Annotated in this window: 4 protein-coding genes; all 4 read right to left on the bottom strand. The window is 41.2% G+C overall.

Features of this window, described 5'->3' with window-relative positions; all coding sequences use genetic code 11:
• Nucleotides 1-105: 105 nt before the first annotated feature.
• The 4 genes from KDK17_RS01085 to KDK17_RS01070 all read right to left on the bottom strand — a co-directional run bounded on the left by KDK17_RS01085 (nucleotide 106) and on the right by KDK17_RS01070 (nucleotide 1,643).
• Complete coding sequence (locus tag KDK17_RS01085) at nucleotides 106-438, bottom strand: type II toxin-antitoxin system HicB family antitoxin (RefSeq protein ID WP_257287150.1); 333 nt, start codon at nucleotides 436-438, stop codon at nucleotides 106-108.
• Nucleotides 435-689, bottom strand: a complete 255-nt coding sequence (locus KDK17_RS01080) for a type II toxin-antitoxin system HicA family toxin (RefSeq protein WP_257287149.1) — start codon at nucleotides 687-689, stop codon at nucleotides 435-437. Before KDK17_RS01080 ends, KDK17_RS01085 begins: the two co-directional genes overlap by 4 nt.
• A 145-nt stretch (nucleotides 690-834) precedes the next feature.
• Nucleotides 835-1,248: a hypothetical protein gene (locus KDK17_RS01075; protein WP_257287148.1), complete on the bottom strand. Its 414-nt coding sequence runs from the start codon at nucleotides 1,246-1,248 to the stop codon at nucleotides 835-837.
• Nucleotides 1,227-1,643, bottom strand: coding sequence for a HEPN domain-containing protein (locus KDK17_RS01070; protein WP_257287147.1), 417 nt, complete (start codon nucleotides 1,641-1,643; stop codon nucleotides 1,227-1,229). The genes KDK17_RS01075 and KDK17_RS01070 overlap by 22 nt, the downstream gene beginning before the upstream one ends.
• Between the last annotated feature and the right edge of the window lie 159 nt (nucleotides 1,644-1,802).

Raw genomic sequence — 1,802 nt, 5'->3', positions numbered from 1 at the left:
GATTAGGTTTCACTATCCTCGGTGAACCGCCCGGTGCGGACCCGCATGCCGGGTGCTGTGGGGAGAGCTGGAGAAAGACCAGCTCTTACCCGATTATGCGCTGGTTTATATGCGAGAAGCTTGAACTAATGCCCTTGAAATCCATTGGTTAATGCTTTGACCACTAACCTGAGCCGCTGTTGCAATAGTTGCATGAAGCTCTGGTGGAATGCGTAACATCAATTTGCCAGAGTATGGTTTCTGAGGCCCTTTGCCCACAGCAGCACAAGTTTCGAGATAATCTTCGACTGCTTCGTGGAAGGCATCCTTGAGTTCTGTTACTGACTCACCATGAAAACCAACTCGATCTTTTATGCCTGCAATATGGCCAATAAAGCATTCATCATCGTCGCTGTATTCTATGCTGGCTGCATAACCTTTATATGTCATTGTATTCATGGTTTGACTCCAATTCTGGTTAGAAAATCTCGTGCATCTTTCACCTGATACGGCTTTGCCTCTTTTTTCGGGTGTGGTCTATGAAAAGTCCCGATTTCCCCATCTTTATGGAACCTTACGCGCGATCCGCGCCCCTCGATAACATCAGCTCCGACAGCGATAAGGAGAGCTTCTATGGCTTTCCATTCCAGCTGTTTTGGAGCTGGATCTTTAAATATCGCTATGAGCGTTTTTCGGTGTTTAGCATTCATAGGAGATACTATAGAGCATAGTATCAGATAATGGTATCAGTATTTGAGTTTGTATGAGGTTGAAGCACATAACGCCTGCTTCAGCCGCGCGCCGAAGGCGCGTCGGGTGGAGGGGCGAAGCCCCGGAACGAACTGGTAGCATTTGTTATGTGCGTAGGTTGATTCTATAAACGAAAGCATCCTCTATGAATTGACCATTTATAGTTTCTCTTGAGAGCCTTTCTTTTAATATGTTTTTCTTACTATTGAAAACACTGGCCAATAATTGCAATATCTTGTTTGAATTATCGGTAACACCAATATTATTAAGGGATAAGGTTGAATCTTTATCCGAAAAATCGTTTAAGGCATCTACTACTTTTTTGTAGTACTTTTTTGGCCCTTCAGATTTAACTAATTCTGAAGTAAAGAAAAGCTTCCATGTTTTTTCCTCTGGATAATATAACCAAAATGTTGCAGAAACTTTAGCATCGCTCTTATCAAGTTTTTTGAGAAGAGTTTCACCGACACTAATCATTTCATTCGTTAGGCTTTCGCTTACCAAAATTTCTTTAGCCATTGTAAAATTCCTGATTGTTTATCGGTAATTGCTTCAATTAAGTCAATAGCTCTAGTTTTTTCGATATTTGTTTCATATCGGGAGGTTTCTTTCCAGTCTTTAACAACTGCCCAGTTCAATTTAAAAGTTTCACTATCCTGTTCTTCTTTTTTGAGCCTTTGCTTCAGCCCTGCGACACCAACCAAATCAGTTAGGTTGTGGGTATGGCTATCTTGAGCCAACTTCTTGTTTGGAAAGTCAAACTCTTTGACTTGCTTACAAATACAAGCTTTTAAAGCACACTCAACAGAATACCCTGCAAGATAGTAAGCTCCGTTGAACTCATCATTTTCAAGCAGTTTTATTGCTTCTCTTATCCTTATCGAGGATAAGCTCTCTAACTCAGCCTTATTCATATAGCTAAGATTGCTCTCAAAATCGTATGAAATGGTAAGGATAGCGGACTATGTCATGTTTTGATCTGTTTTTTAACTTTTACTTACTGCTTGGTAGGAGCACATAACGCCATGCGCAGCGGCTTGTAAAAATGGCGCTTGTTTTGCCGGCTTTTTTGG

Origin of the sequence: Endozoicomonas sp. SESOKO2 (assembly GCF_024606245.1) — a bacterium.
Classification (GTDB): Bacteria; Pseudomonadota; Gammaproteobacteria; order Pseudomonadales; family Endozoicomonadaceae; genus Endozoicomonas_A.
Note: the sequence above shows the minus strand (reverse complement) of the source record. Positions and strands in the feature narration are given on the sequence as shown.